20 protein-coding genes are annotated in these 22,625 nt (G+C 64.6%); 13 read left to right on the forward strand and 7 right to left on the reverse strand.

Going from position 1 to position 22,625, the window contains the following annotated elements; all coding sequences use genetic code 11:
- Nucleotide 1: 1 nt before the first annotated feature.
- Both HMPREF3151_RS00510 and HMPREF3151_RS00515 read left to right on the forward strand, forming a co-directional pair.
- A complete protein-coding gene (locus HMPREF3151_RS00510; RefSeq protein ID WP_083290092.1) occupies nucleotides 2-925 on the forward strand; it encodes a sulfite exporter TauE/SafE family protein in 924 nt (307 codons plus the stop codon).
- Nucleotides 926-931: 6 nt separating this feature from the next.
- Nucleotides 932-1,498 (forward strand): nucleosidase, encoded by a 567-nt coding sequence (locus HMPREF3151_RS00515; protein ID WP_070472060.1) that lies wholly within the window; start codon nucleotides 932-934, stop codon nucleotides 1,496-1,498.
- A gap of 308 nt (nucleotides 1,499-1,806) precedes the next feature.
- On the opposite strand, the gene HMPREF3151_RS00520 is transcribed toward HMPREF3151_RS00515, so the two are convergent.
- Both HMPREF3151_RS00520 and HMPREF3151_RS00525 read right to left on the reverse strand, forming a co-directional pair.
- The gene (locus HMPREF3151_RS00520; protein WP_070472062.1) at nucleotides 1,807-2,331 is read right to left on the reverse strand and encodes a type 1 glutamine amidotransferase domain-containing protein; all 525 of its coding nucleotides are present in this window, start codon (nucleotides 2,329-2,331) and stop codon (nucleotides 1,807-1,809) included.
- Nucleotides 2,332-2,376: 45 nt separating this feature from the next.
- The gene (locus tag HMPREF3151_RS00525) at nucleotides 2,377-3,780 is read right to left on the reverse strand and encodes an AI-2E family transporter (protein WP_070844426.1); all 1,404 of its coding nucleotides are present in this window, start codon (nucleotides 3,778-3,780) and stop codon (nucleotides 2,377-2,379) included.
- Nucleotides 3,781-3,922: 142 nt separating this feature from the next.
- On the opposite strand from HMPREF3151_RS00525, the gene HMPREF3151_RS00530 reads away from it, so the two are divergent.
- The 7 genes from HMPREF3151_RS00530 to HMPREF3151_RS00560 all read left to right on the forward strand — a co-directional run bounded on the left by HMPREF3151_RS00530 (nucleotide 3,923) and on the right by HMPREF3151_RS00560 (nucleotide 11,721).
- Complete coding sequence (locus tag HMPREF3151_RS00530) at nucleotides 3,923-5,443, forward strand: acetaldehyde dehydrogenase ExaC (protein ID WP_070472066.1); 1,521 nt, start codon at nucleotides 3,923-3,925, stop codon at nucleotides 5,441-5,443.
- Between the two features lie 244 nt (nucleotides 5,444-5,687).
- Complete coding sequence (gene dnaK / locus HMPREF3151_RS00535) at nucleotides 5,688-7,529, forward strand: molecular chaperone DnaK (protein ID WP_070472068.1); 1,842 nt, start codon at nucleotides 5,688-5,690, stop codon at nucleotides 7,527-7,529.
- Nucleotides 7,530-7,543: 14 nt separating this feature from the next.
- Nucleotides 7,544-8,239, forward strand: a complete 696-nt coding sequence (gene grpE, locus HMPREF3151_RS00540; RefSeq protein WP_070472070.1) for a nucleotide exchange factor GrpE — start codon at nucleotides 7,544-7,546, stop codon at nucleotides 8,237-8,239.
- A gap of 145 nt (nucleotides 8,240-8,384) precedes the next feature.
- Nucleotides 8,385-9,569 carry a molecular chaperone DnaJ gene (gene dnaJ / locus HMPREF3151_RS00545; protein WP_070472074.1) on the forward strand — a complete coding sequence of 395 codons (1,185 nt, stop codon included), beginning with the start codon at nucleotides 8,385-8,387 and terminating at the stop codon, nucleotides 9,567-9,569.
- 21 nt (nucleotides 9,570-9,590) lie between these two features.
- Nucleotides 9,591-10,001, forward strand: a complete 411-nt coding sequence (locus tag HMPREF3151_RS00550) for a heat shock protein transcriptional repressor HspR (protein WP_070472076.1) — start codon at nucleotides 9,591-9,593, stop codon at nucleotides 9,999-10,001.
- 870 nt (nucleotides 10,002-10,871) lie between these two features.
- Entirely contained in the window at nucleotides 10,872-11,291 is a 420-nt protein-coding gene (locus HMPREF3151_RS00555) for a hypothetical protein (protein ID WP_070472078.1), read from the forward strand.
- Nucleotides 11,292-11,316: 25 nt separating this feature from the next.
- Nucleotides 11,317-11,721: a hypothetical protein gene (locus HMPREF3151_RS00560; protein WP_070472082.1), complete on the forward strand. Its 405-nt coding sequence runs from the start codon at nucleotides 11,317-11,319 to the stop codon at nucleotides 11,719-11,721.
- 154 nt (nucleotides 11,722-11,875) lie between these two features.
- Here HMPREF3151_RS00560 and HMPREF3151_RS00565 read toward each other — a convergent pair whose 3' ends face one another.
- The 3 genes from HMPREF3151_RS00565 to HMPREF3151_RS11705 are packed head-to-tail and all read right to left on the reverse strand — an operon-like array spanning nucleotide 11,876 to nucleotide 15,094.
- Nucleotides 11,876-13,642, reverse strand: coding sequence for a pyruvate dehydrogenase (locus HMPREF3151_RS00565; RefSeq protein WP_070472085.1), 1,767 nt, complete (start codon nucleotides 13,640-13,642; stop codon nucleotides 11,876-11,878).
- Nucleotides 13,643-13,700: 58 nt separating this feature from the next.
- Nucleotides 13,701-14,846 (reverse strand): alpha/beta hydrolase, encoded by a 1,146-nt coding sequence (locus tag HMPREF3151_RS00570; protein ID WP_070472088.1) that lies wholly within the window; start codon nucleotides 14,844-14,846, stop codon nucleotides 13,701-13,703.
- Nucleotides 14,843-15,094, reverse strand: coding sequence for a hypothetical protein (locus tag HMPREF3151_RS11705; RefSeq protein WP_141741245.1), 252 nt, complete (start codon nucleotides 15,092-15,094; stop codon nucleotides 14,843-14,845). The genes HMPREF3151_RS00570 and HMPREF3151_RS11705 overlap by 4 nt, the downstream gene beginning before the upstream one ends.
- A gap of 91 nt (nucleotides 15,095-15,185) precedes the next feature.
- Between HMPREF3151_RS11705 and HMPREF3151_RS00575 the strand changes: the two genes are divergently transcribed.
- Nucleotides 15,186-16,016, forward strand: a complete 831-nt coding sequence (locus tag HMPREF3151_RS00575; RefSeq protein WP_070472090.1) for a carbon-nitrogen hydrolase family protein — start codon at nucleotides 15,186-15,188, stop codon at nucleotides 16,014-16,016.
- Here HMPREF3151_RS00575 and HMPREF3151_RS00580 read toward each other — a convergent pair.
- Nucleotides 16,006-17,028 carry a ferredoxin reductase domain-containing protein gene (locus tag HMPREF3151_RS00580; RefSeq protein ID WP_070472093.1) on the reverse strand — a complete coding sequence of 341 codons (1,023 nt, stop codon included), beginning with the start codon at nucleotides 17,026-17,028 and terminating at the stop codon, nucleotides 16,006-16,008. The genes HMPREF3151_RS00575 and HMPREF3151_RS00580 overlap by 11 nt on opposite strands.
- A gap of 80 nt (nucleotides 17,029-17,108) precedes the next feature.
- On the opposite strand from HMPREF3151_RS00580, the gene HMPREF3151_RS00585 reads away from it, so the two are divergent.
- Nucleotides 17,109-18,437: a sodium/glutamate symporter gene (locus HMPREF3151_RS00585; RefSeq protein WP_070472145.1), complete on the forward strand. Its 1,329-nt coding sequence runs from the start codon at nucleotides 17,109-17,111 to the stop codon at nucleotides 18,435-18,437.
- A 10-nt stretch (nucleotides 18,438-18,447) separates the two neighbouring features.
- Here the strand turns inward: HMPREF3151_RS00585 and HMPREF3151_RS00590 are convergent, their stop codons facing one another.
- Nucleotides 18,448-18,903 carry a hypothetical protein gene (locus tag HMPREF3151_RS00590; protein WP_070844428.1) on the reverse strand — a complete coding sequence of 152 codons (456 nt, stop codon included), beginning with the start codon at nucleotides 18,901-18,903 and terminating at the stop codon, nucleotides 18,448-18,450.
- Between the two features lie 230 nt (nucleotides 18,904-19,133).
- Here HMPREF3151_RS00590 and clpB point away from each other — a divergent pair, with 230 nt between their 5' ends.
- Nucleotides 19,134-21,680 carry an ATP-dependent chaperone ClpB gene (clpB, locus tag HMPREF3151_RS00595; protein WP_070472096.1) on the forward strand — a complete coding sequence of 849 codons (2,547 nt, stop codon included), beginning with the start codon at nucleotides 19,134-19,136 and terminating at the stop codon, nucleotides 21,678-21,680.
- An 11-nt stretch (nucleotides 21,681-21,691) separates the two neighbouring features.
- The gene (panC, locus tag HMPREF3151_RS00600; protein ID WP_070472098.1) at nucleotides 21,692-22,486 is read left to right on the forward strand and encodes a pantoate--beta-alanine ligase; all 795 of its coding nucleotides are present in this window, start codon (nucleotides 21,692-21,694) and stop codon (nucleotides 22,484-22,486) included.
- Nucleotides 22,487-22,625: the final 139 nt, after the last annotated feature.

Here is a 22,625-nt window from a genome sequence, read left to right on the forward strand (position 1 = left end):
GATTGAGACGCTGCTGCTCATCGCCGTGGCCGGCCTGGCCGCCCAACTTGTCGACGGCGGCCTCGGCATGGGCTTCGGCGCCACCTCATCCACCATGCTCATCGCGCTGGCAGGCCTCACCCCGGCGGCCGCGTCCGCCGTCGTGCACACCGCCGAGCTGGGTACAACGCTGGCCTCCGGCGTGGCGCACACCCGCTTCGGCAACGTGGACTGGCGCACCGCGTTCGCCATCGGCATCCCCGGCGCAATCGGCGCATTCCTCGGTGCGACCGTGTTGGTGCGCCTGTCCACTGAAGCGGCGCGGCCGGTGATGTCGCTGATCCTGGCGCTGATCGGGCTGAACCTCATGCTGCGCTTCGCCCGCGGGCTGACCCAGCGCAAGCTGGCAGAGAAGCCGCACTCGCGCGGGTTCTTGGCCGGGCTGGGCCTGTTCGGCGGGTTCGTGGACGCCACCGGCGGCGGGGGATGGGGGCCCGTGACCACCTCGACGCTGCTGTCCGCCGGACGTGCCGAGCCGCGCCGCATCGTCGGCACCGTCAACACCGCAGAGTTCCTGGTCACCCTGGCGGCCACCCTGGGGTTTGCGGTGGGGATGTGGAACGACCTGATGGCCAACCTCGCCGGTGTGCTCGCGCTGCTGCTGGGCGGGGTGGTGGCAGCACCGATCGGCGCATGGGTGGTCACCCGCATGAACCCCATCGCCCTCGGCGGGGTCGTCGGCACGTTGATCGTGTTTTTGAACCTGCCGGTGGTGCTGAAGTTCCTCGGCATGGACTCCGGCCTGTGGGTCGTGCGCGTTGCGGTCCTGATCCTCGGCGCGGCGCTGTCTGTGCGCGGCGTGCTCAAGGCGCGCGAGAATTCCAAGGCGGCGGGGGAGCGCGAGGGCGCGACGGTGGTCGACCCGGAGCCTGCCCGCCTACGATAAATAACCATGTCTGACTTGCTTATCGTCGCAGCCATGAAGGAAGAGGCCGCGGACATCATGTCCGGCGGCGACCACGAGGTGCTCATCACCGGCATTGGCACCCTGCCCGCCGCGATCGCGCTGACCCGCCGCTTGTCTTCCAGGCCGTTGCCGTCGCGCGTGATCAACGTCGGCACCGCCGGCGCGCTGGTGGACTTGGAGCCTGGCGTCTACGAAGTTTCCGACGCCGTCAAGCACGACTTCAAAGTCGGCGGCACCTCCGAGATCACCGACTTTGTCTACCCGCGCTGGTTCTCCTTCGACCCGCTTACCGAGCTGCCCAAGGCCAAGCTCGCCACCGGCGACGCATTTGTGAACCGCTCCGACCTGCGCGATGAGCTCGCCCGCGAGTGCCAGCTCGTGGACATGGAGGGCTACGCACTGGCCGCGGTGTGCTCCACGTTCGGCGTGCCGCTGACCCTGCTCAAGCAGGTCTCCGATTCTGCCGACGAGTCCGCCTCCGAGGTATGGGAGGCCGCACTCGAGCGCGCCCGCGTCGAGCTGGAGCAGGCGCTGCGCGACCACCTGCGGTAATCCGCGCGGCTCCCGGGGGCCGCTCCCTGCGACCGCTCCTGCGTCCCGCCCCCTCAGTTTGCGAATCTGCTAGTTGTCCCGCACACCCAACTAGCAGATCAAGTGTCCAACTTTCTGTTGTTCCAGGTGATGTTGGAAGTGGGTGTCAGTAAGAAGCTCATCTGCTAGGAGCGTTTCTGGACAACTAGCAGATCAGCCCGCAGGCGATGCGGAGGCACCACAAGCCCAGAGAACGAAACCCCTATTAAGCGCGAAAATGGCGCTTAATAGGGGTTTCGTACTGGGGGTCTGGTGGAGGGAGCAGAGCCCTACTTCGCAAACTCCTCCACGATCGTGGCGTTGAACGCCGGCAGGTCGTCCGGGGTGCGCGAGGAGATGAAGCCGGAGTCGACCACAACTTCCTCGTCGACCCAGTTGGCACCGGCGTTGGCCAGGTCGGTCTTGACGTTGGCCACGGAGGTGAGCTTGACGCCCTTGAGCACGTCGGCGTCGGCGAGGATCCAGCCGCCGTGGCAGATCACACCGATCGGCTTGCCGGCATCCTTGAACGCCTTGACCAGCGCAACGGCGTCGGCGTCGGTGCGGATGGTGTCGGCGTTAATGGTGCCGCCAGGCAGGATAAGCGCGTCGAACTCGTCGACGGAGGCGTCGGCCGTCTTGGCGTCGACAGCTACCTTTGCGCCCTTCTTGCCCTCGATCTCACCGGTCTCGGTGGAGATGACCTTGGTGGCCGCACCGGCGGTCTCTACGGCCTCCTTCGGGGAGGTCAGCTCCGAATCCTCGAAGCCGTCGGTGGCGATGATCGCGATGTTCTTGCCGTTGAGGTCGGCCATTGTCTACGTCCTTTCGTCGATGAGTAAGTACGGCGCCCACCGTACCTATTCTTCGTTTTCGATGGCGTGGGTGCGGCCCGGGACGTCGGGCTCTTCCTTAGCCTCGCCCAGGGGCACGCGGGTGGAACCGAGGCCTTCCTTGACGGGGACCTTGGTGTTGGACTTGTCGCGTTTTGCCATGCTCATCATGTGGTCGCGCACGGCGAGGAAGGACGTCTTCGAGTCCATGGTCTGCGTCTGTTGTGTGGCCATGGCTATCTCGTCGGCCGTGATTTCACCGGAACGCAGCGAGACCATCTCGGCCCAGTAGCGCAGCCACACCGCGGCGACGGCGGCGACCGGCACGGCGAGGAATGCGCCGACGATGCCGAACAGGGTGCCGCCCACCGCAACAGCGAGCAGGACCACCGCGGCGTGCAGGCCCATGGCCTGGGACTGCAGGATCGGGGAGAGGACGTTGCCCTCGAGCTGCTGCACGGCGATGATGAGGATGAGCACGAACACAGCGTTCATGAACCCGTTGGACACCAGCGCGATGATCACGGCCAGCGCACCTGCGGAGATCGCACCGACGATGGGGATGAAGCCGGCGAAGAAGGTCACCACAGCCAGCACGGGCCACAGCGGAACGCCGAGGAAGAGCAGGCCGAGGCCGATGAAGATCGCGTCCACCATGGACACGATGGCCTGGGTGCGGATGAAGCCGGACAGGGTGTTCCAGGAGCGCATGCACACCTCGGTGAGGTGCCAGCCGGCGCGCACGCCGGTGTACTTGCGTACCCAGGGCAGGAAGCGGTCGCCGTCTTTGAGGAAGAAGAACAGCAGCACGAACGTCAATGCGAGCGTCGTGCCTATCGACGTAATCGCGCCGATGCCGGAGAACACCCCGGAGGCGATGTTCGACGCCTGGCCCTTCACAAACGCGGTGGCCTGATCCACCGTCTGCTGGATGCGTTCCGGCTCGAGGAAGGTGAAGTTCTGTTCTTTCAGCCAGGCGATGATCTGGTTGATGCCCTGTTCCGCCTGGTGGCCGAGCTCGGTGCCCTGCGATTTCACGGTCGGCGCCATCGCGGCGATGATGCCGCCGAGGATGCCGAAGGTGCCGATCAAGGTGATGAACACGGCGAGGGCCGCAGGCACCTTGTGGTTTCGCATCCAGCGCACCGGCGGCCACAGCACGGTGGCCAGGATCAGGGCGAGCAGGATGGGAAGTAGACCCATCCAGACCCATTTGAGCAGGTAGAGCAGGATCGCGGTGGCGGCGACGATGATGATGAAGCGCAGCGCCCAGGCGGCGGCGGTGCGGCCGTCGGAGGCGATGATGTCGCCGCGGTCCACAGGTTCCTTGGAGAGTTCCTGGGCCGCGTCTGCCGGGGTGGGCAGCATGCGGACATCGTCGACGGCGGTGTCGAGCGCGCCGACGTAGTCGTTGTTTTCGTGTTTAGTCACGCGCTCATTGTGCCAGAGATGCTGGTTGATGCACATGTCGTGGGAGACGGAGGGGCGCCGCAAGGCAAAATGCTCTAGACCACAAGCAGAGATGAGTGTAGCGTGGGCCACAACCTGATCCTGATGTCAGAAAGGCCTAGACATGACCGTTTACCCGAACCCTGGAACTGAAGGCTCGAACGTCAAGTACCGCGAGCGCTACGACAACTACATCGGCGGCGACTGGGTCGCCCCGGTGGACGGCGAGTACTTCGACAACATCACCCCCGTCACCGGCGAAGTGTTCTGCCAGGTCGCGCGTGGCAAGGAAGCCGACATCAACCTCGCTCTCGACGCCGCGCATAAGGCCGCGCCCGCCTGGGGCAAGACCTCTCCGGCGGAGCGCGCGATGGTGCTGTTGAAGATCGCGGACCGGATGGAAGAGCACCTCGAAGAGATCGCGGTGGCTGAGACCTGGGAAAATGGCAAAGCTGTGCGCGAGACGCTCGCCGCCGACATCCCGCTGGCCATCGACCACTTCCGCTACTACGCGGGTGCGCTGCGCGCGCAGGAGGGGCGCCTGAGCCAGATCGACGAAGACACCGTCGCCTACCACTTCAACGAGCCGCTTGGCGTGGTCGGCCAGATCATTCCGTGGAACTTCCCGCTGCTCATGGCCGCGTGGAAGCTCGCCCCGGCGCTGGCTGCGGGCAACGCGATCGTGCTCAAACCGGCGGAGCAGACTCCGGCGTCGATCCTGTACCTGATGGATCTCGTCGGTGATCTCATTCCCGCGGGCGTGCTCAACATTGTCAACGGCATGGGCGACGAGGCGGGTGCTGCGCTGTCGGGCTCCGACCGCATCGCCAAGATCGCGTTCACCGGCTCCACCGAGGTGGGCAAGATCATCAACAAGGCTGCTGCGGACAAGATCATTCCGGTCACCCTCGAGCTCGGCGGCAAGTCCCCGGCGCTGTTCTTCGAGGACATCTTTGAAAAGGACGACGACTTCAAGAAGAAGGCCGTCGAGGGCTTCGCCATGTTCGCGCTGAACCAGGGTGAGGTGTGCACCTGTCCGTCGCGTGCGCTGGTGCACGAGTCCATCGCGGACGAGTTCCTGGAGCTGGGCGTGCAGCGCGTCAAGCAGATCAAGACCGGTAATCCGCTGGACACCGAGACCATGATGGGTGCGCAGGCCTCCACCGAGCAGATGAACAAGATTCAGTCCTACCTGGAGCTCGGCCCGCAGGAGGGTGCTGAGGTGCTCACCGGCGGCGGCGTGAACAAGATCGACGGCCTGGAAAACGGCCTCTACATCGAGCCGACCGTGTTCAAGGGCACCAACGACATGCGCATCTTCCAGGAGGAGATTTTCGGTCCGGTGATGTCCGTGACCACCTTCAAGGATTTTGACGAGGCCATCTCCATCGCCAACGACACCATCTACGGTCTGGGCGCGGGTGTGTGGGCGCGCTCCGGCACCACGGCTTACAAGGCGGGCCGCGCCATTCAGGCTGGTCGCGTGTGGGTGAACCAGTACCACACCTACCCGGCCCACGCGGCGTTCGGCGGCTACAAGCAGTCCGGCATCGGCCGCGAGACGCACCTGATGATGCTGGACCACTACCAGCAGACCAAGAACCTCCTGGTGTCCTACTCGGAGCAGGAGACGGGCCTGTTCTAAGCAGTTGCTTGTCGACGATTGCGCCTCCGGTTGCCCTCGCAACCGGAGGTTTTTCTTCGCGTTGAACTGCAGAAACAAAGAAAGTTGCGTCGAGTGGGAACAACTTTGCCGCACGTGCCGTTGTTACCTATGAGTGCGACAGACTCAAGAACGTCGCCGCCGGTGTTATAGTGGTGGCCGTCAAGTTGAGTCGAAGCACATCAACTTACTGATAAACCACTTCTCAACAGGAGGAATAACTCTTATGGCACGTGCAGTTGGTATTGACCTTGGCACCACGAACTCGGTCGTCTCCGTCCTCGAGGGCGGCGAGCCGGTTGTGATCGCTAACGCGGAGGGCTCCCGCACCACCCCGTCTGTCGTCGCTTTCGCGAAGAACGGCGAGGTCCTGGTTGGCCAGTCCGCGAAGAACCAGGCGGTGACCAACGTCGACCGCACCATCCGCTCCGTCAAGCGCCACATGGGCGAGGACTGGACCGTGGAGATCGACGACAAGAAGTACACCCCGCAGGAGATCTCCGCCCGCACCCTGCAGAAGCTGAAGCGCGACGCTGAGGCGTACCTCGGTGAGGAAGTCACCGAGGCTGTTATTACCGTCCCTGCGTACTTCGAGGACGCTCAGCGTCAGGCCACCAAGGAGGCCGGCCAGATCGCGGGCCTCGATGTGCTTCGTATTGTGAACGAGCCGACCGCGGCTGCCCTGGCGTACGGCCTGGACAAGAACGAGAAGGAAGAGACCATCCTGGTCTTCGACCTTGGCGGCGGCACCTTCGACGTGTCCCTGCTCGAGATCGGCGACGGCGTCGTCGAGGTGCTGGCCACCGCCGGCGACAACGAGCTCGGCGGCGACGACTGGGATAACCGCATCGTCGAGTGGCTCGTGGACAAGTTCAAGTCCCAGAACGGCGTCGACCTGTCCAAGGACAAGATGGCTATGCAGCGTCTGCGCGAGGCTGCGGAGAAGGCCAAGATTGAGCTGTCTTCCGCGCAGCAGGCCTCCATCAACCTGCCGTACATCACCGTTGACTCCGAGAAGAACCCGCTGTTCCTGGATGAGACGCTGACCCGCACCGAGTTCCAGAAGATCACCTCCGACCTGCTGGACCGCACCAAGAGCCCGTTCAACCAGGTGGTCAAGGACGCTGGCATGTCCGTCGGCGACATCGACCACGTGGTCCTGGTCGGCGGCTCCACCCGTATGCCGGCCGTGTCCGAGCTGGTCAAGGAGCTGACCGGCAAGGAGCCGAACAAGTCCGTCAACCCGGACGAGGTTGTTGCGCTGGGTGCTGCTCTGCAGGCTGGTGTGCTGCGCGGCGACGTCAAGGACGTGCTGCTTCTCGACGTCACTCCGCTTTCCCTCGGTATCGAGACCAAGGGTGGCGTGATGACCAAGCTCATCGAGCGCAACACCACCATCCCGACGAAGCGTTCGGAGACCTTCACCACGGCTGAGGACAACCAGCCGTCCGTGCAGATCCAGGTCTTCCAGGGTGAGCGCGAGATCGCGTCCGCGAACAAGCTGCTCGGCTCCTTCGAGCTGGCAGGCATCGCACCGGCTCCGCGCGGTGTGCCGCAGATCGAGGTCACCTTCGACATCGACGCCAACGGCATCGTGTCCGTGTCCGCGAAGGACAAGGCCACCGGCAAGGAGAACACGATCAAGATCCAGGACGGCTCCGGTCTGTCCGACGAAGAGATCGATCGCATGATCAAGGACGCCGAGGCTCACGCCGACGAGGACAGGAAGCGCCGCGAGGAGCAGGAGACCCGCAACAACGCGGAGACCATGGCCTACCAGACCCGCAAGTTCATGGATGAAAACGGCGAGAAGCTGCCGGAGGACATCAAGGGCCGCGTGACCGAGGCTGCTGACGCTGTGGACGAGGCGCTCAAGGGCGAGGACCTGGATGCCATCAAGTCCGCCGTGGAGAAGCTCAACACCGAGTCCCAGGCAATGGGCACCGCGCTCTATGAGGCTCAGGCGAACGAGGGCGCAACCCAGGCTGACGCCGCCGCAGGCGACGACAACGTGGTCGACGCCGAGGTTGTCGAGGACGACGACGCAACCGATTCCGACAACAAGTAAGGAGGCGACGTCTGATGACGAATCCGCAGAACGAGCAGATGCCGGACAACCCGGGCGCTCCGGAGGCCACGGACCCCGAGTACGTGTCCCCCGACCAGGCGGAAACGCTCGCCGACGAGGCCGCTGAGTCCGAGGCGCTTGCCACGGACGAAGACCCCCTCTTAGCCGCGGACGCCGAGCTCGAGGACGCCGCGAAGATCGCGGAGAACGAGATCGACCCGGACGCGGACGGCGACGGCGCAGTCAGCGACATCGAGCTGCAGCTAGCGGAGCGCACCGAGTCGCTCCAGCGAGTCAGCGCGGAGTACGCGAACTACCGCCGCCGCACCGAGCGTGAGCGCGGCGAGCTGGCCAACACCGCGAAGGCGAAGTTTGCCACCCAGCTGCTGCCGCTTCTGGACGACTTGGATCTGGCCGAGCAGCACGGCGACTTGGAGCAGGGCCCACTGAAGGCTTTCGCCGACAAGTTCCGCACGATCGTTGCCGGCCAGGGCATCAAGGAGTTCGGTGCCGAGGGCGACGCGTTCAACCCGGAGATCCACGAGGCAGTGCAGGACCTGTCCCAGGGCGACACCAAGGCCGTGGGCACGGTGCTGCGCAAGGGCTACATGATCGGGGACCGCCTGGTGCGAAACGCCATGGTGATCATTGCGGATCCTGCCGATCCCGCCGAGTCGGCCGGCGAGCCAGACGCCGACACCGCCGAGTAGATACCACGCTCGGATGTCAGGGCCGGGGAATGAGGTAGCGCGGACCCACGCGGCCTCGTCCCCGGCCCTTGTACTTAGATACATTAGTGAACAAACTTTAGCGAGACAGACTCAATACTCTTTGTAGGAGAAAGGAGGGTGCGAGATGGCCATGCAGCAAGAATGGGCCGATAAGGACTATTACGGCGACTTGGGCGTGAGCTCGTCGGCAAGCGCTGCCGATATTAAGAAGGCATACCGCAAGCTCGCACGCGAAAACCACCCCGACTCGAACCCCGGCGACAAGAAAGCGGAGGAGAAGTTCAAGCGGGTGGCCGAGGCGTACGACGTTGTCGGCGACGAGCAGAAACGCAAGGAATACGACCAGCTGAAATCCATGATCAGCTCGGGCGGCTTCGGCCGCTTCGGGCGGGGAGGAGGGTCCGGCTTTCCGGGCGGGTTTCGCGGCACGGAAGCGGAATTCGACCTCTCCGACATCTTCGGATCAGCCGCTGGTGGACAAGCTGGAGACAGCGGCCTTGGTGATATCTTCGGTGGCTTCTTTGGCGGCCGCGGCGGTGCTGGCAGGAACGCTCGGCCGTCGCGGGGGGCCGACGTCGAAACGGAAATAACCCTCGACTTCCGCGAGGCAGCCAAGGGCACGACCATCCCGGTCGAGCTCACCGGCGATGCGCCGTGCACCACCTGCCATGGCTCCGGCTCCAAGGACGGCAAGACCCACACCTGCCAGACGTGCTCCGGCTCCGGCTACATCCGCGAGAACTCCGGCGCGTTCGGCATGGCACGGCCCTGCACGAACTGCGGCGGCACCGGCGAGGTCATCGAGGACCCCTGCACCACCTGCGGCGGCACCGGCACTGTGCGGCGCACCCGGTCGATCACCGTGCGCATCCCCGCCGGCGTGATCGACGGGCAGAAGGTGCGCCTGGCGGGCCAGGGCGAGGCGGGGCCGAACGGCACGCCCGCCGGCGACCTGTTCGTCACCGTGCACGTGCGCAACGACGAGGTGTTCACCCGCTCAGGAGACGACCTTGAGGTCACTGTCCCGGTCGCGTTTTCCGAGGTCGCCCTCGGCGCAACCATCACGGTGCCCACCCTGGACAACCCGGTGAAGGTGAAGGTTCCGGCTGGCACTCCGAACGGGCGCACCCTGCGTGTGAAGGGTCGCGGCATCCCGAAGCGCTCCGGCGCCGCCGGCGACCTGATGGTCACCGTTGAGGTGAAGGTGCCCAAGGACCTGGATCCGTCCGCCACCTCCGCGCTGCGCGCCTACGCCCAGGCTGAGAAAGACTCCGGCTTCGACCCGCGCGCCGGGTGGGCCGGTCTCTAGCCCAGGAAGGAGGTGTAGACGATGGATGAAAAACAGGAGTACTTTGTCATCTCCGTCGCCGCTGAGCTGACCGGCATGCACGCGCAGACGCTGCGCACCTACGACCGGCTCGGCCTGGTCACGCCGATGCGCACCAAGGGTGGCGGCCGCCGCTACTCGCGGCGCGACATCTCCATGCTGCGCCGCATCCAGCACCTCTCCCAGGAGGAGGGCGTCAACCTCGCCGGCATTAAGACGATCATCGAGCTCTCCCAGCAGATCGAGGACCTCCAGGACGAACTGGAAACCCAGCGCGGCCACAACGAGGAGCTGCGCCAGAAGCTGCAGTCCGGCGGGCGCCGGGGTGGCGAGCTCGTGCACGTGCCACGCTCCACCGCGGTGGTCACGTGGGAGCCAGCTGCTTCTCGACGCCGCCGGCGCAGCGCGCGGTAGGTGTGTCCCCTTATGGGCGTTGCGCTTGGAGCCCATCAACGCGTGATTGTCTGGACGCAGGTGTGGTCGATCAACCCCACCGAACGGCTTAGCCGGGGGGATCCGCCGGCGCATTTGCGTAAAGGTTTAAGGACAGTGGAGTAACTACGTCTGCGTAGAAATCAAGCCTTAGGAAACTGCAAAAAGGGCGCGGACTTCAATAGTGCCGCGCCCTTTTTCGCTTAGAAAGCTCGTTTACAAACTATCCATTTGCTTTTCGGCATCTGTACGCAAATCCGCTTTATTCACTGATCGGTACCCGTTGGCGAAGCCCTTCAGAATTTTGACTACCCACCAAATCACCGCAATTACGATGAAAGCAAGGATCGCATAGACGAGAAATTCCTGCATCGAGAAATTAATTGTCGGTCTCCTGTCAGGTACAGCAATTACAACAAATTCACCGCAATGGTAAGGCGGCCAGTTATCTGACGCACGATTGAGAAATCGTTCGTATCCAATCTGTTACGTAGCGATCGGCGCAAAGCACCCAATGTCCCTTGGCGCCAGGGTGGTTGTGAACGACGAACGTAGGAGATTTTGTTCATGACCGATTCACAGTTGCTTCAGTTGGTGCCGTCGGCGTTGACGTCGGCTGCGGCCGTTGATGCCTCGGTGTCCACCAGAATGATCAAGCCTAAGACGTCGCGCGAGGGAGTCGAGGAGGTCCCCTGTATACTCTCCCCATGAAAGCCCCGGAACGATCCCTGCGAAAGCAAATCGCCGGGGTTACTGAATTTCCTTCTTCAGCGGGGGTCACGTGGGAGCCAGTTGCCTCTCGACGTCGCCGGCGCAGCGCGCGGTAGCGATCGGAGTTTTAAACTCGGCCGCATGATGACTAAGGCTGGCGCTCCGCCGCTGCTCAAAGAGACCGGTCCGTGGCGGTTCCGTTTCCCGGAAGTCATCCTGCTGGTTGCGGCGTTCGCGTGGATGGTGGTTGAGGATGCGAACGCCGAAATCAGCGCCGGTTTTGGGTTTGCATTGTTCTTCGTCGCTCCGATGTTTCTGGGTGTTTTACTGATGTGCATGGTGCTGGGCATTCCGCTGCAGCGCCAGCCGGTGAACAAGTTTTGGGGAGATGCCGCCTACATCGTGGTGGGCGTTCTCGTCGCAGTAATTTTGGCTAAAAGTGACAATCCGTACGGTGCGCTGCCGGCCATCATGCCGTACGTCGCCGCAGCCATAATTCTGACCGGGGTCTCCGCGGCGCTGCGGCGCGCAATTGCGCTCCTGGCGTGGAAGAGGAAGTGACGCAGAGGATCGTATACTCGGCAGCATGATGGCAGGTGTCAGCGAACCGCCGCTTCTCAAAGACACGCGACCGTGGGGTTTTCGCATCCCCGAGTTTCTGCTGATCGCGATTTTGTGTGTCGCGTTTCCAGGCGTGGCGGTATTCGGCGGCTACTTCGTCATCCCCGTGCTGGGGATGCTGGCCGCGGCACTGCTCATCGGGCTTCCGCTGCAGAACCGCCGGGTGAACGATTTCATTGTTGACGCTGGCTACTTGGGCGTCGCGTACGTCATTGGCCTCGTGCTGAGGCTGACCGGGTTTCCGTACGAGGATCAGTTTTGGCTCAACGCCACACTCGGTTCGGTGTCCATTGTGCTGCAGATCGTCGGGTGGTCGGCGCTGATCCGGCGGGCGCTGGGGTATCGGCAGTGGAAGTCGAATGTGGAATGACAAAACGCCCGCGCAACGAACACGTGAGCGCGGGCGTTTGTGCTTAGAAAATTCGAAACGCTTCCTAGCCATGGAGGGCTAGGGGCCTTTTAAAGCCTCCATAACACTACATATGTCGATGTGTTTCCGCAGTGTGGAGGCTGCCGAGCCGGACTTAACCGCCGAACTCGATGGCCGCGGCGCCGCCGATGTGGCGGAGGTTGGACTTGGCCAGGTTGAACAGACGGCCGACGCCACCTTCAAGGAACGCGGTGCGGGCGCCGGACTTGGTGAAGCCCTTCATCATGTCCCAGGTGATTCCCGGCGGCAGGGAGAGCGCCTCCGGGTCGGTGACGATGTCCACGAGCACCGGGCCGTCGTAGGCCAGGGCTTCCTTGAGCACCGGCTCGAGGTCGTCCGGGTCCTCGATGCGGAAGGACTTAATGCCCACGCCCTTGGCAATCTCGGCGTAGTTGGCCTGCTCGTGGTCGGTGCCGAAGTACGGCATGCCGGCCACCATCATCTCCAGCTTCACCATGCCCAGCGAGGAGTTGTTGAAGCAGATCACCTTCACCGGCAGCTGGTGCAGCTTGATGGTGAGCAGCTCGCCCATGAGCATGCCCAGTCCGCCGTCGCCGGACCAGGAGATGACCTGGCGGTCCGGGAACGCGGCCTGCACGCCGATTGCCATCGGCAGCGCATTCGCCATGGTGCCGTGGAGGAACGATGCGGCCTCGTCGCGCTTGCCGTTCGGGGTGAGGTAACGCGAGGACCACACGTTGCACATGCCGGTGTCGACGGTGAAGTACGCGTCGTCGTCCGCGAGCTTGTCAAGCACGGATGCGGCGAGCTCCGGGTGGATCGGCTTCTTGGACTCGAAGGCCTTGGAGGTGTAGCTCTTCACCACGTGGTCCAGCAGCTGGTAGTGGCGCTTGAGCATCTTGTCCAGGAACTTGCGGTCGGACTTCTCCTCGATGTGCGGGAGGATGTTCTCGATGACGCTCTTGACGTCGCCGACAACCGGATAGTCCACCTTGGTGCGGCGGCCGATGTGGGTGCCGTCGATGTCGATCTGCGCGACGTTCTCGTCCGGTAGCCAGTCGGTGTACGGGAAGTCGGTGCCCACCATGATGAACAGGTCGGACTCTTCCATCGCGTCCAGGCAAGCGCCGTAGCCGAGCAGGCCGGACATGCCGACGTCGTACGGGTTGTCGTACTCGAAGTACATCTTGCCGCGGAAGGAGTGGCCGATGGGGGACTTGATCTTCTCCGCCAGGGCGAAGACCTCGTCGCGGGCGTCGCGTGCGCCGTAGCCGCAGAACAGGGTGATCTTGTCGGCCTTGTTAATCGCCTCCACCAGGCGGGCAGCCTCGTGCGGGTCCGGGTAGACGCGCTTGTTGGCGCCGGTGGCGTACACGGAATCGGCGGTGTGCGGGCCCTCGGCGGTGTCGGCGGCGAAGACGTCGCCAGGCACGACCATCACGGACACGCCGTTGCCGGCCAGGGTGTTCTGCAGGGCGTTGTGGAGCACGCGCATGCCCTGGTCCGCCTCGTGGACTACCTCGCAGTAGGAGGAGCACTCCTGGAACAGTAGCTCCGGGTGGGTCTCCTGGAAGAAGGAGGAGCCGATCTCCATGGTGGGGATGTGCGACGCAATGGCCAGCACCTTCGCGCCGTTGCGGTGGGACTCGTACAGGCCCTGCACGAAGTGGGTGTTGCCCGGGCCACAGGAAGCGCCGCACACGGCGAGCTCGTCGGCGGCCAGGGAATCGGCACCGGCGGCGAACGCGGCGGCCTCCTCATTGCGTACGTGCACCCACTCGATGTCGCTTTGACGCACGGCGTCGGAAAGCGGGTTGAGCGAATCGCCCACGAGGCCGTAAATGCGCTTAATACCCTGATCCTCTAGGCGCTTGACTACTTGTTCTGCGAAATTGGGCATTGTCTACCTATATCTCCTGATTAGTCGTTTCATTCAACGTGCGCCATGGTAACGACATTTACGCAGTTGGGTCGGCGCGCTGTTGCAAGGCAGACAGAAACGCGGGGTCTGTGAAGTAATCGGTGTGCCCGCCCTTCACTCCCAGCACACGCTCGCCGCCCCACCCGATGTACGACGGCGACGAGCCGATCGCCGCCGTCGGTCCGGAGCGCAACATAAGGATCGGGTCTTCGGGGGAATCGACCACGTGCACCGTCGCTTCGGGCCCAGCCAGGGTCAGCTCCGAGACGTGTTCGCCCGAAACACCTGCGCTGCCCAGGATCCACAGATCGTCTGCAAGCAACCCGTGCTGGTGCGCTGCCTTCGTGGCCAAGAGCGTGCCGTAGCTGTGGGAGATCACGGTCTTCTGCGCGTTGGGGAAACGCTCCTCCAACGCGGCCTGGAACATTGCAAGGTCGTCCGCACCGGCGTGGGCGCGGTGGGGCGAGGCTGCGTCCGTGAGCAGCGGGGGAGGGGCGTAGCCCTGCCATACCACCACCGCGGCCCCGGTCTTTTCTGACAGCATCTGGGCTTTCTCCAGCTCGCCCGGCAGCTTCGAGGGTGTGCCGGTGGTCGCGCCCGCGACCATGGTGATCACTCGCGAGGGGTCCGCCGCGTCGCCGACTAGCACCGTGGTCGCAGTCGGACCGGCCTCGAGGATCACGCCGCCTGCGTCGTCTACTGCCGCCATCGTGGACGCCGGCACCGTTTGTGCGTGCCGGGCGTGGAGCGATTCGAAGGACTCGTCCGGGTGGTCGAACAGCGGGTCGTAGTCCTGCTCCTTGCCGGCTGCGCCCAACAGGGTCCGTGACAGCCTCAGATCCAGCATCATGGACATTCCGTTGAGCCACAGCACGACTCGTGAATGGGCGAAGACACCGATGAACTCGGCGGCCTCGTCCAACTGCTGCTGCAAACCGGCGGCGGCGAGCAAGGCCACCGACGCCTGCTCCAGCCGCACAGCACTGGCGGCAAGCGCCGTGTTGTAGCTGGCCAGCCTTGCAGCAGACGCTTCGAACGCGGGTCCGCGGAACCCGGAATCCGCAATGACGGTGGCTGAAAACGGCGCGTGTTCCGCGCGCTCGTGTGCACCCGCTGCCGCCGATTTGGTGGCGGCTGCCGCGGCGAACAATTCGGATGTGGACAGTGCTGGTTTGTACGTCACGGCGTGAGCTCCTTGCCGAATCGGGCGTCCGTCTGCTCCACTTTGGACGCAAATGCGGCGACGTCGTGGAGGTGGGTGTCCAGGCGGGACGTGACATCGTCGACAAGCAAATGCTCAACTTCCTGCAACGATGTGAGCGCGGACGCGGAGCGCGAGGGGCTCAAATGGGCGGTGGGAAGGGTGGTGAAGCTGCGAATGCAGCTGCGAGCGGCGGGTGCGGTGTCTGTGGTCAGTTGAAGAAATGTCATGCAACGAACCATCCGCGAACGCAACAGTCGACGCAATACCCCAATCCGAATCTGTGGATAACTCCCCCAAAACGCACCTAGAGTTATCCACATGAAGATCGCGCTATTGCAAATTGCCGCCGGCGGCGACAAGATGGAAAATTTGGCCGCCATCGAACCGCTGATCCGCGACGCCGCCGCCAAAGGCGCCACGCTGATCGTTTTGCCAGAGGCCGCCAGCCAGGCGTTCGGGCAGGGGCGGCTAGATACGCAGGCAGAGGAGCTGGACGGCCCGTTCGCCACAGGGCTCAAAAAGCTTAGCGACGAGCTCCGCGTCACCATCGTCGCCGGCATGTTCCGCCCCGCGGACACGAACACCGTGGACGGCAAGGAGTACAACCGCGTCTACAACACCGCGCTGATCACCGGCGGCGGGGTGCATGAGGGATACGACAAGATCCACACGTACGACGCCTTCAACTACAAGGAATCGGACACGGTGCGTCCCGGCGACCAGCTGGTCACGTTCGAACACGACGGCGTGACTGTGGGGGTGGCAACCTGCTTTGACATCCGCTTCCCGGAGCAGTTCCAGGCGCTCGCTCAACGTGGCGCGAAAGTGGTTGTGGTGCCCACGAGCTGGGCGGACGGGCCGGGCAAGGTGGAGCAGTGGCGCACCCTCACCGTCGCGCGTGCGCTGGACGCCGGGGTGTTCATCGCGGCCGCTGACCAGGCCCGCCCGGACTTCGAGACCAAGGCCGGGGAGCCTTCAGGGCCCACTGGCGCGGGCCACTCTGTGGTGGTGGGGCCGACGGGCCAGCGGCTTGCGGAGGCCGGCTACGGGCCAGAGACACTAGTGGTGGACATCGACCCGGCGGACGCCACCGAGGCGCGCAAGGAGCTGCCGCTGGCGGAGATTCGGGAGCACAGCGTTATTCGCTGAACCACTCCGGCGCCGCATCGGGGGCGACGGTCTGCACGTCTTGCGCCCCGGCGACCTCCAATGCAGTGGCCAGGCTCACCGCCCGCTCCTGCTGCGCGCACACGATCACCTCGCGGCCCCACCACATGCCGGCGCCAGAGGCCACCTGCTCCAGCGACGCGCCCACACGCGACTGCGCAACCCACGTAATATCCAGCCAGTTTTGGGCCTTGGCCAGCGCCTCCAGCGCAGCGGTGTCGTACCACTCGCCGGGCTCGCGCGCGCCGACGACCAGGTGTACCCCCGGCGGATCGGGCTGCTCCAGGCAGTGGAACACCAGCGCTTTCGCCGCAGCGAAACCGCCCTCGGCGGCGACAAGGAGCAATTGCTTGTCGACGGCCCCGCGCAGCCCACCGCGCGCCGCCCCCAACGTCAGCCAGTCGCCCGGCTCCAACGGAATGTCGCCGGGTACGTGGAACTCCAGCTGCCCGAGCGGGTTGGACGGCATCGCAGGGACCAAGCCGGTCCACTCGCCCGGACGCTTCGGCGACATCACAGGAATGACCTGGCCGGGAGAATACGGAACCGGCGTGCCTGCCTCCAGGCGCACCACCTGCACCTCGCCGTGGGGCGCCACGCTGGTCACCTGGGCGGCGGTGGCGGCGGGCACACCTGCGTAGTCGGCCTGTGAGGCGGTATCGCGCATGAGCTCGGCCGCGTCGGATAGTGCGGTGCGGTCGGCTTCGGCGTCAGCGCCTTCGTCGATAAGCATCTGCACAGCGTTGGGGTACTCCTCAGCCGGAAACCCCGTGCGGCGCAGATCCAGCGCCAGCGCCTTCAGCTCGTCGCGGACTTCCTCGGCGGGGCGTTCGAGCACGGCGAGGGCGGCGCGTAAAAGCAGCGGCGGCATCTCGCGGCTAGGTGGCAGCATCATTTCCGCCTGCGGGTACGCCTCGGAGAAGCGGGCGCGCCACGCGCGGCTGACCTGCGGGCCGTGGGTGCGCAACGTCTGCGAAAAGGGGACGGAAGGCATAAAAACAGGTTACCTAGCGGCTGTGGGCTAAAGTTGCACCCGGTTGAAATGTGATAAGTGGATAGAAAAGAGGTGCTGTGGTGGAATTCACCCCGTATACGCTGCTCACGGACATTGGCTGGATCTCGGTCCTGCTCATCGTCGGCAACATTCTGCGCAATCGGCTGAAGGTGCTGCAGGCGCTGCTGCTGCCTGCCCCGATCACCGCAGGCCTGCTCGGCCTGCTGCTGGGCGACGAGGTGCTGGGCGTGATCCACTGGTCTGACCAGGTGGGCACGTACACCACGCTGTTGATCGCGGTGGTGTTCGCCTCCATGGCGTACTCGATGGAGCTCGGCGGCTCCGTCGCCTCCGGCGCCCGCAACATGTGGGGCTATTCCACCGCCATGTTCATGGGCCAATGGGGTCTGTTCATCCTGCTCGGCCTGTACGTGTTTGCGCCGGTGTTCGGCACCGAGCCGTGGTTCGGCATGATGCTGCCGGTCGGCTTCGTCGGCGGCTTCGGCACCGCGGCGGCCGTGGGCTCCGCACTCGAAGAAATCGGCGTGGAGGGCGCGTCCTCCATCGGGTTCACCTCCGCCACCGTGGGCACCCTGGTGGCCATCGTCGGCGGCGTGATCATGGCCAACTGGGGCATCCGCAAGGGCAAGTCGTCCCAGCTCGCTGGCACCCTGCCTGACGACCTGCGCACCGGCTACATCCGCAACGAAGCGGAGCGCCCCTCCATCGGTAAGGCCACCACCAACCCCTCGTCTATTGAGCCGCTGGCGCTGCACGCCGGCTTCATCGCGTTCACCGTGCTCATCGCGTACATGGTCAACAGCGTGATCAAGGACCAGTGGTCCAACGTGTCCATCCCGCTGTTCGCCATGGCATTCGTTATCGGGCTCATCGGCCGCCTGGTGCTCAAGCTCGTCGGCCGCCCGAACTACCTGGACGGCTCCACCATCAACTCCGTTTCCGGCGCCGCCACGGACTACATGATCGCCTTCGGCATCGCCTCCATCGTGCCCGCAGCACTGGCGGGCTATTGGCAAGCGCTCGTGCTCATCTTCGTGCTGGGCACCCTGTTCTGCGTGGTGTGGATGTTCTGGGCCGGCCCGACATTCTTCGGCGAGCAGTGGCTCGAGCGCGGCCTGTTCGGCTGGGGCTGGGCCACCGCCGCCGTGGCCACCGGCATCGCGCTGCTGAAGATGGTGGACCCGAAACTGAAGTCCGGCACGCTCAACGAGTACGGCGTGGCCTACGTCGGCTTCGCCCCGTTCGAAATCGGCACGACCATCATCGCGCCGATCGCGGTGATCGCCGGCTTTACCGCGATCTTCGGCTGGATCGCGTTCGCGATCGCGGTCGGGGTGGTCGTGCTGGCTTACGTGATGAAGTGGATACCGGTCAAGAGACCGTCGTAAAGCTTGATGCTTATCGACGTCCTTCGGTTTCCTCCCAAACCGCATACACCGCCCGCATCTTGATGAGCCCCCGCGTCACCTCCTTTCCCATCTGATGCACTTCGTCCAACGCGGCGCCCGGGAGGAGCCGGCCGATGAGGTAGTGGAGGATTTTCGCGTCTTGCATCAGCGGGCTATCGGGCGGGGCGACGGTTCTGAGAACGTCCAGCGCGATGACGATGGTTCGCGCTTCCTCGTTGGTGAAGCGCAGCGGGTACACGTAGTGCCCGGGGTCTAACCAATATTCACCGTCGGCGCCTGGCGTGCTTTCGATGCAGTATCCGGCGGATTTGAGCTGGGTGAAGTAGTTGCGGAGGGTGCGCGGTTTGATGCCGGTGAGCTCCGAGAGCTCCCAGCCGGCGAAGCGCTGGCCCCATTGCATGAGTTCGATGAGCTTTAACCCCCGAAGAGCTGGTGGCGTGTGCATGGTTCCCCCTGAAGTTTTTCGGGGCAGGTGTGGTGTTTTTGGAATGTGGCAAATATTTGCCACATTCACTTTTTGGACCCCATCCCCTTGTTGAGCTTGTGCTACGGAAAATTCTACTCAAGGTGAGCTAACCCCGCGCAACTTTTTTGCCGTTGACAGGAACAGACTCAACTTCGTGTGCGTTACACCTAGTGCAGAACAAACATTAGGCAAGAAAGGACCATGGCATCATGGCGAACAAGTACACGCAGAAGACACAGGAGGCCCTGCAGCAGGCGCAGATGCGCGCCTCCGCCGCCGGCAACCCGGAGATGCGCCCGGCACACGTGCTCGAGGCGCTTTTGAAGCAGGAGGACGGCATTGCCGCCCCGGTGCTCAAGGCCACCGGCGTGGACCCGGAGACGGTCGCGCGCGAGGCCGGCGAGCTGATTAGCGGCTACCCCAGCGCGCAGGGACAAAACATGGCCAACCCGGGCATCAACCGGGACCTGCAGGTCGCGCTGAGCACGGCGCAGGATCTCGCGGGCGAGCTTGGAGACGAGTTCGTTTCCGCCGACGTGCTCCTCGCCGGCATTGCAAAGGGCAACGACGACGCCGCTGAGCTTTTGACCAAGCGTGGCGCCACCTTCGAGGCGCTGAAGGAGGCCTTCTCCTCCGTGCGCGGCGGCAAGAAGGTTACTTCCGAGAACCCGGAGGACCAGTTCCAGGCGCTGGCGAAGTACTCCACCGACCTGACCGCACGTGCGCGCGAGGGCAAGATCGACCCGGTGATCGGGCGCGATTCGGAGATCCGCCGCGTGGTGCAAGTGCTTTCCCGTCGCACGAAGAATAACCCGGTGCTCATCGGCGAGCCGGGCGTGGGCAAGACCGCGATCGTGGAGGGGCTGGCCCGCCGCATCGTGGCCGGCGACGTGCCGGAGTCACTCAAGGGCAAGACGCTGATCTCGCTGGATCTGGGCTCCATGGTCGCGGGCGCGAAGTTCCGTGGCGAGTTCGAGGAACGCCTGAAGGCCGTGCTGGATGAGATTAAGGAGTCCAACGGGCAGATCATCACGTTCATCGACGAGCTGCACACCATCGTCGGTGCCGGTGCGTCCGGCGATTCCGCGATGGATGCCGGCAACATGATCAAGCCGCTGCTCGCCCGCGGTGAGCTGCGCCTGGTCGGCGCGACCACGCTGGACGAGTACCGCCAGTACATCGAGAAGGACGCCGCCCTGGAGCGCCGCTTCCAACAGGTGTACGTGGGCGAGCCGACGGTGGAGGACACCATCGGCATCCTGCGCGGGTTGAAGGAACGCTACGAGGTGCACCACGGCGTGCGCATCCAGGACTCCGCGCTGGTGTCGGCGTCGGAGCTGTCCAACCGCTACATCACCAACCGGTTCCTGCCGGACAAGGCCATCGACCTGGTCGACGAGGCTGGTTCGCGCCTGCGCATGCAGATCGATTCCTCCCCGCAGGAGATCGACGAGCTCGAGCGCATCGTGCGCCGCCTGGAGATCGAGGAGATTGCCCTGCAGAAGGAATCCGACGCCGCCTCCGCGCAGCGCCTGGAGCACCTGCGTGAGGAACTCGCGGACCAGCGCGAGCGCCTCGGCGAGATGAAGGCGCGCTGGGAGAACGAGAAGGCGGAGGTGAATAAGGTCCAGTCCGCGAAGGAGGAGCTCGAGCGCCTGCGCAACGAGTCCGAGATCGCGGAGCGCGAGGGCGACTACGCCAAGGTCTCCGAGCTGCGCTACGGCCGCATCCCGGAACTCGAGGCAGAGGTAGCCAAGGTGGAATCCGAGGCCAGCAACAAGACCATGCTGGAAGAGGAGGTCACCCCGGACATCATCGCGGACGTCGTGTCCTCCTGGACCGGCATCCCGGCCGGCAAGATGATGCAGGGTGAGACCGAGAAGCTGCTGAACATGGAGTCCGTGCTCGGCGAGCGCGTCGTGGGCCAGAAAGAAGCCGTGGTCGCGGTCTCCGACGCGGTGCGCCGCTCCCGCGCGGGCGTGGCGGACCCGAACCGCCCGATCGGCTCCTTCCTCTTCCTCGGCCCCACCGGCGTGGGTAAGACGGAGCTGGCCAAGTCGCTCTCGGAGTTCCTCTTCGACGACGAGGCGGCCATGATCCGCATCGACATGTCCGAGTACGGCGAGAAGCACTCCGTCGCCCGCCTGGTCGGTGCCCCTCCGGGATACGTCGGCTTCGATGCCGGCGGCCAGCTCACCGAGGCCGTGCGGCGTCGCCCGTACTCGCTCGTGCTTTTCGACGAGGTCGAGAAAGCGCACCCGGACGTCTTCGACGTGCTCCTACAGGTCCTGGACGAAGGGCGCCTCACCGACGGCCAGGGCAGGACGGTGGATTTCCGCAACACCGTGGTCATCCTCACCTCCAACCTGGGCGCTGGCGGCAACCGCGAGCAGATCATGGAGGCGGTGAAGCACCACTTCAAGCCGGAGTTCATCAACCGCCTCGACGACGTGGTGGTCTTCGACCCGCTGAGCCAGGACCAGCTTGTCGGCATCGTGGACATCCAGCTTGAGGGTCTGGCCGAGCGCCTCGCTGCCCGCCGCCTGATACTGGCCGTGTCGGATTCCGCGAAGTCCTGGCTGGCCGAGCGCGGCTACGACCCGGCCTACGGTGCCCGCCCGCTGCGCCGCCTGATCCAGCAGGCAATCGGCGACCGCCTGGCCAAGAAGCTGCTGGCAGGTGAGATCGTCGACGGCGACACCGTCCACGTGGACGTCGCCGACGGAGGCGAGGGCCTGGACGTTGCCGCGAGGTAGATAATGGGTGCATGACCCAACTCGTGCACACTCCGGAAGCGCTGGTTACGGCGCTTCCGGCCGGCCCCATCTCCCTCGTGCCCACCATGGGCGCGCTTCATAGCGGCCACCTCGCCCTCGTCCGCGCCGCTAAAGCGCTGGGCAATCCCGTGGTGGTGAGCATCTTTGTCAACCCGCTGCAGTTCGCGCCGGGCGAGGATTTGGAGGCGTATCCGCGGACGCTGGCCGAGGACGTCGCAAAGCTTGAAGCGGAAGGCGTCGACGCTGTCTTCGCGCCTTCCGCTGAGACGATGTACCCGCATGGCCCGCGCACGACGATCCAGCCCGGTCCGCTCGGCACGGTGCTGGAGGGCGCGACCCGGCCGACGCATTTCGCGGGTGTGCTCACGGTGGTGGCGAAGCTGTTCGCCCTGACCGGCGCCGCGGACGCGTTTTTCGGCGAGAAGGATTACCAGCAGTTAGCGCTGATTCGGCAGATGGTCGATGACCTGCACCCTCCCGTGCGTATCCACGGTTGCCCGATCGTGCGCGACACCGACGGCCTCGCGCTTTCTTCGCGCAACCGTTACCTCTCCGCCGAGGAGCGCGCCACCGCCCTGGCCATCCCGCGGGCGCTGGCCACCGGCAGCCTCTCGGAAGCACAATTGCTTCTCGACGCCACCGAAGGACTCCACCTCGACTACCTCGTTGCCACCGCCCCCGACATGTCAGATCTGCCAGAGGGGTACACGGGGCCGGCGCGCCTGCTCGTGGCGGCGAAGGTCGGATCGACGAGGCTGCTGGACAACGCCCCGATCGAGCTCTAGCGCGGCGGCGCGTTCCCGCTGCATCACCGCTGCATCACCGCTGCATGCCTCACGCCACTTCCGCCCGCCCCGATTCGCAAACCCTGGGAACTTTAGCCTGGGAATGGCGGGATCAAGCGGTTAATGCGCCACGTTTGAA

Source organism: Corynebacterium sp. HMSC05H05, assembly GCF_001807265.1.
GTDB lineage: Bacteria > Actinomycetota > Actinomycetes > Mycobacteriales > Mycobacteriaceae > Corynebacterium.

Bases quoted from the DNA above. Each gene is read 5' to 3' on its own strand.
- HMPREF3151_RS00515 (WP_070472060.1), top strand. From the start codon at position 932: ATGTCTGACTTGCTTATCGTCGCAGCCATGAAGGAAGAGGCCGCGGAC.
- HMPREF3151_RS00520 (WP_070472062.1), bottom strand. From the start codon at position 2,331: ATGGCCGACCTCAACGGCAAGAACATCGCGATCATCGCCACCGACGGC.
- HMPREF3151_RS00530 (WP_070472066.1), top strand. From the start codon at position 3,923: ATGACCGTTTACCCGAACCCTGGAACTGAAGGCTCGAACGTCAAGTAC.
- dnaK (WP_070472068.1), top strand. From the start codon at position 5,688: ATGGCACGTGCAGTTGGTATTGACCTTGGCACCACGAACTCGGTCGTC.
- grpE (WP_070472070.1), top strand. From the start codon at position 7,544: ATGACGAATCCGCAGAACGAGCAGATGCCGGACAACCCGGGCGCTCCG.
- dnaJ (WP_070472074.1), top strand. From the start codon at position 8,385: ATGGCCATGCAGCAAGAATGGGCCGATAAGGACTATTACGGCGACTTG.
- HMPREF3151_RS00550 (WP_070472076.1), top strand. From the start codon at position 9,591: ATGGATGAAAAACAGGAGTACTTTGTCATCTCCGTCGCCGCTGAGCTG.
- HMPREF3151_RS00555 (WP_070472078.1), top strand. From the start codon at position 10,872: ATGATGACTAAGGCTGGCGCTCCGCCGCTGCTCAAAGAGACCGGTCCG.
- HMPREF3151_RS00560 (WP_070472082.1), top strand. From the start codon at position 11,317: ATGATGGCAGGTGTCAGCGAACCGCCGCTTCTCAAAGACACGCGACCG.
- HMPREF3151_RS00565 (WP_070472085.1), bottom strand. From the start codon at position 13,642: ATGCCCAATTTCGCAGAACAAGTAGTCAAGCGCCTAGAGGATCAGGGT.
- HMPREF3151_RS11705 (WP_141741245.1), bottom strand. From the start codon at position 15,094: ATGACATTTCTTCAACTGACCACAGACACCGCACCCGCCGCTCGCAGC.
- HMPREF3151_RS00575 (WP_070472090.1), top strand. From the start codon at position 15,186: ATGAAGATCGCGCTATTGCAAATTGCCGCCGGCGGCGACAAGATGGAA.
- HMPREF3151_RS00580 (WP_070472093.1), bottom strand. From the start codon at position 17,028: ATGCCTTCCGTCCCCTTTTCGCAGACGTTGCGCACCCACGGCCCGCAG.
- HMPREF3151_RS00590 (WP_070844428.1), bottom strand. From the start codon at position 18,903: ATGCACACGCCACCAGCTCTTCGGGGGTTAAAGCTCATCGAACTCATG.
- clpB (WP_070472096.1), top strand. From the start codon at position 19,134: ATGGCGAACAAGTACACGCAGAAGACACAGGAGGCCCTGCAGCAGGCG.
- panC (WP_070472098.1), top strand. From the start codon at position 21,692: ATGACCCAACTCGTGCACACTCCGGAAGCGCTGGTTACGGCGCTTCCG.